Origin of the sequence: Nostoc sp. CHAB 5715 (genome assembly GCF_020829685.1) — a bacterium.
Lineage (GTDB): Bacteria > Cyanobacteriota > Cyanobacteriia > Cyanobacteriales > Nostocaceae > Nostoc.
Map to the genome: position 1 here is coordinate 1 of NZ_JAIVFR010000597.1, position 4,794 is coordinate 4,794.

Consider the following 4,794-nt stretch of genomic DNA (forward strand, 5'->3'; position numbering starts at 1 on the left):
CCCTCAGAGACGACTATGATCAACATGGGTGTTTTAAGATTAGGTATTGGGGAATTATTGGCGGCGATCGCATTAAAGGGATCTGAAAAGAGACACGATTAATCGCGTCTGTACAGGAGTTAGGAGTGAAAAATTATGAGTAATGAATAAAGTTAGAAGTCATGAGCGAGGAAGAAATAACTCCTAACTCTTAACTCATAACTCCTAACTCTTAACTCATAACCCCTAACTCTTAACTAAAAACTTTTATGACTGAACTGCTGCAAAAAGTACGAGTAATTGATCCAGTTTCTAAAATCGATGAACTATTTGACGTGCTGATTGCTGATGGTTATATCCAAGAAGTGGCTTCGCACATTACTGACATTAGCCCCGATACTCCAATCAGAGATTGTCGGGGATTAGTTATCGGGCCGGGGTTGGTGGATTTGTACAGTCACTCCGGTGAACCAGGGTTTGAAGAACGTGAAACCCTGTTGTCTCTCTTACAATCTGCTACTGCTGGCGGCTTTACCAGGATTAGCATCTTACCCAATACATCCCCAGCTATTGATAACCCTGCACTTGTAGCACAGTTGCAGCAGAAGAAGGCAGAGGGGCAGAGGTCTATGGCAGGAACCCATAACGCGGGACGGGGAGGCAGGGGGGCAGAGGAGAATTTGTCTCCCTTGCTCCCCTGCTCCCCTGCTCCCCTGCTTCATATCTGGGGTGCGATTACCCTAGATGTTGCTGGGAAGCAAATGACGGAATTGGCAGATTTAGCGTCTGCTGGAGTTGTTGGTTTTAGCGATGGTAAGCCTTTAGAGAATTTGGCGCTGGTGCGGCGAGTGTTAGAGTATGTCCAGCCGTTGGGTAAACCAGTAGCATTTTGGCCTAGCGATCGCCAGTTAGCAGCAAATGGTGTAATGAGAGAAGGGCCAGATGCTCTGCGTTTCGGTTTACCCCCAATACCCGCCAGCGCAGAAACTACTGCCATCGCAGCTATGCTTGAATTGGTTGCAACCATCGGTACACCAGTCCATATTATGCGCGTCTCCACATCTCGCAGCGTGGAACTAATCGCTTCAGCTAAGGCTGCTGGTTTACCCATCACCGCCAGCACCACCTGGATGCACCTTTTACTGGATACAAAAGCAATTAAGAGTTATAACACTAGCTTGCATTTAGAGCCGCCTTTAGGAAATCCTAGTGATGTGGCGGCGTTGCGTGCAGGGGTGCGTGCAGGTGTGATAGATGCGATCGTTATTGACCACACACCCTACAGCTACGAAGAAAAAGTCCAAGCCTTTGCCGAAGCACCTCCAGGAGCAATTGGTTTAGAGTTAGCGTTACCTTTGCTGTGGCAATATCTCGTTGAAACTGAGGAATTTACCGCTTTAGAATTATGGCGGGCATTGAGTATCAGCCCAGCAGAGTGTTTAGGGCAAAAAGTCAGTGCGATTCTACCTCATCAACCAGCAGAACTTACTTTATTTGATCCCCAGCAAACCTGGAAAGTCGAACGGAAAAGTCTTTATACACTTTCACAAAATACACCTTGGTTAGGACAACAAATGAAAGGTCATGTTGTGCAAACCTGGCGTTGAAAAATGCAAAATACTCTAAAAGCTATAACCTTTTTCTAGCAACGCGATCGCTATTGATTACGCACCTACACCTCAGTCGGACTCTAATTCATGCCCAATTCTGACGGCTAATACCTTTCTTCTTTTTTGTTAAAGAACTCCAATAAATAAATTATCCAATTTCTGGACTTGATTACGAATTTCTCTCCCCCTGCCCCCTGCCCCCTGCCTCTAAAGCGATGAGATATTTTTTAGGAAGTCCCTTAAACTTCTCTACCGCCTGTATGTGAAGAAGTTAACGTTAATAGATAGCCGTCCGGCCCAGTCAAAGTAAATGAACTGTGGATTCTGCCTGTTTCAATCTCAGAAACAGTCAGCCCCCACTTCTTAAAAGTATCTCTGGTGGCAAAAACATCATCTACCATCAGATCAAAAGGCGCATTAATTCCAGGAGCGATCGTCTCTGAACTTGTTCTCAAAACTAAATGCGTTCCTCCCCGTAATTCTAAAACAGCTAATTGTTCTGATTGGGCGATCGGGCGCAGCCCTATCTTAACGAAAAAATCGCTAGCCTCTGGTACATTACTCACATATAATCTCACATGCCCAATCGCCACCGGGGGACGGGTATTCTTTTCTTGTGCAATAGTTTCTGGTAGTGACATAGCTTTAATCCAAAAATCTTTAGTTACCGTTTAACTGCTTTATAAAACTTACCTAGTAGTCTGGCAAGGCAACAATGCTTGGTGAGGGTGGGGAGTAGGGAGTAGGGAGTGGGGAGTAGGAAAAGGTTTTTTCGTGTTGTCCAATTTTTGGATACCCTTCAAACTTCGCTTGGCAGACTACTAGGGCTATTTCGTTCTAGACATAAACCGCCCAGAACTAAAGTTCCTCTCTTATAGCCCAAGTCCACGCTTAGTGGACTAAAAGCCTTTATTAGTCGTCTTTAGACGACTTTTGCTATTAGCCTCAGAATTTATTCTGAGGTGGGCTAGATGAGAATGAAATAGCCCTGGTAAATAATCAGCTTTAAGTTATTTTCATTGACTACAGTTTGAATAAAAGACAAGTTAAAGAAGTCATTATAAGTTGCCAGTGGTACAGCTAAATACAAGGTTCTATTTGGATCTTCAGCACGCAACGCTGTGCGATAATTAATAAATTGTCCTAGCGCCATGTGAAATTCGGAAATTTTTGAGGCACTAACAAAATTTTTGATTTCAACTGCTATTTTTTCTCCTGCTTTTTCCGCAGCTATAAGCCTCTCTGCACCTAAATCAATCTGAATATCAACCCCACCACACCGAATATTAAGCGGATCATTGGTCACTACCCAACCCTCTTTCAGAGAGTGCAAATTTCACAATATTGTGGAATAAATCACGAGCCATAGTTTTACAGTGCAGTCACACAACCAACTCTTGCGTCGCTTTTAATACTGGTCAACATTTAGAGTGGTGTCATTGGTCAGTAAAACATTTAAACATAGATTTAAACTTGGTTTGGTAGTGACTATCGACTCCAGCACATAAACCTTTTAAATCTAGAGTTTGCTTAGATTATCCGTCTAACTACAAAACAATACAGTACTACAATACAAAATAGCGAGCGCTTGTATAAAGGTGATTGCGAAATTAGCGATACTAATTCTTAATCCCCGTCGCAGCAATACCTTGAATAAACTGACGCTGACCGATGAGAAATAATGCCATCACTGGAACTGTCGCTATTGTCACCGCCGCCATCATCAAGGGCCAATTATTCGTAAATTGCTCTTGAAACTCAGCTAACGCCAATTGCACCGTCCTTAATTCTGGTCGTGTCGTAAACACCAAAGGCTTAAACAAATCATTCCATTCACCGATGAAGGTGAACAAAAACAGCGTCACCAACGCCGGACGGGCTAAAGGTAACATTACCCGCCACAAAATTTGCAGTCGGTTCGCCCCATCTATGGCTGCGGCTTCCTCTAACTCCACCGGAATTGTCTGGAAATATTGACGTAACAAGAAAATTCCAAACCCGTTGACAGCAGTGGGTAAAATCAGCGCCCAGTATGTATTTATCAGGTGTCCCCACTTCAAAACCAAAAAGATCGGAATCACCAATAACTGAAAGGGAATCACCAAAGTTGCTAAAACGACCAATAGCAGTGCTTGGCGTCCCCGAAACTTCAGCCGTGCTAGGGCGTAACCCGCTAAAGCGGAAGTGACAATCTGAAACGCCGTCACAGCGATCGCTACCAAGGTAGAATTAGCAAACGCCAGTAAAAATTTTCCCTGTTGCCATGCAACCCGGTAATTAGCTAAAGACCAGCTATTTTTGGACAAATTTTCCGGGCTGGTGACCGTTGGTGCAAAGGAGGTGAGAAAGACCACAAACAGAGGTAGTAGAACGATAAATGCCCCTAGCAGTAACACTACTAGGCTCAAAAAATTGCCAGATTTCAGATTCGGGTTTGGTTTGAACATAACTTGAGCTGCAAAGCATTTGTTTCGCTAGTACTACATCTCACCCAGCAACAGTTAATCTATAAAGATAGTCTACTTGTTAAGTTAAATTAAACCACAGTGATTATTACCCTCAGTTCATAGGGTAAATTGAATCCTGGTGTCAAATAATCAGGTTTACAGGAGTAAAGATACCATGCCACAGCTTACAGACGAATTTAAAGAATTAGATTTCAAGAGCGAAACATACAAAGATGCTTATAGCCGGATTAATGCGATCGTCATAGAAGGGGAACAAGAAGCCCATGAGAATTACATCACACTATCCCAACTGCTGCCAGAATCTCATGATGAATTGATTCGCCTATCCAAGATGGAAAGTCGTCATAAGAAAGGATTTGAAGCTTGTGGGCGCAATTTGCAAGTAACCCCAGATTTGCAATTTGCTAAGGAATTTTTCTCTGGACTACACCAAAATTTCCAAACAGCAGCCACAGAAGGAAAGGTTGTTACTTGCTTGTTGATTCAGTCTTTGATTATTGAATGTTTTGCGATCGCAGCATATAACATTTACATCCCCGTTGCCGACGCTTTTGCCCGTAAAATCACTGAAGGAGTAGTAAAAGAAGAATATAGCCACCTCAACTTTGGAGAAGTTTGGTTGAAAGAACACTTTACAGAATCTAAAGCTGAACTTGAACTTGCAAATCGCCAGAACCTACCCATAGTCTGGAAAATGCTTAACCAAGTAGAGGGTGATGCCCACACAATGGCAATGG

4 protein-coding genes and 1 pseudogene are annotated in these 4,794 nt (G+C 43.3%); 2 read left to right on the forward strand and 3 right to left on the reverse strand.

Annotation, left to right across the window (positions count from 1 at the left end; translation table 11 throughout):
* Positions 1-248 precede the first annotated feature (248 nt).
* The gene (locus tag LC574_RS26930) at positions 249-1,586 is read left to right on the forward strand and encodes a dihydroorotase (protein ID WP_229456725.1); all 1,338 of its coding nucleotides are present in this window, start codon (positions 249-251) and stop codon (positions 1,584-1,586) included.
* 242 nt (positions 1,587-1,828) lie between these two features.
* On the opposite strand, the gene LC574_RS26935 is transcribed toward LC574_RS26930, so the two are convergent.
* From LC574_RS26935 to LC574_RS26945, 3 genes and pseudogenes are all read right to left on the reverse strand, one after another.
* Entirely contained in the window at positions 1,829-2,230 is a 402-nt protein-coding gene (locus LC574_RS26935; protein WP_229456726.1) for a VOC family protein, read from the reverse strand.
* A 326-nt stretch (positions 2,231-2,556) separates the two neighbouring features.
* A pseudogene (locus tag LC574_RS26940) lies at positions 2,557-2,956 on the reverse strand (XisH family protein).
* Between the two features lie 252 nt (positions 2,957-3,208).
* A complete protein-coding gene (locus LC574_RS26945; protein ID WP_229456728.1) occupies positions 3,209-4,036 on the reverse strand; it encodes a carbohydrate ABC transporter permease in 828 nt (275 codons plus the stop codon).
* Between the two features lie 175 nt (positions 4,037-4,211).
* Between LC574_RS26945 and LC574_RS26950 the strand changes: the two genes are divergently transcribed.
* The coding region (locus LC574_RS26950; RefSeq protein WP_229456729.1) for an aldehyde oxygenase (deformylating) at positions 4,212-4,794 on the forward strand (583 nt) is incomplete at its 3' end.

What these genes read in the sequence shown, in the direction of transcription:
- LC574_RS26935 (WP_229456726.1), bottom strand. Translation starts at nt 2,230, where the DNA reads ATGTCACTACCAGAAACTATTGCACAAGAAAAGAATACCCGTCCCCCG.
- LC574_RS26930 (WP_229456725.1), top strand. Translation starts at nt 249, where the DNA reads ATGACTGAACTGCTGCAAAAAGTACGAGTAATTGATCCAGTTTCTAAA.
- LC574_RS26945 (WP_229456728.1), bottom strand. Translation starts at nt 4,036, where the DNA reads ATGTTCAAACCAAACCCGAATCTGAAATCTGGCAATTTTTTGAGCCTA.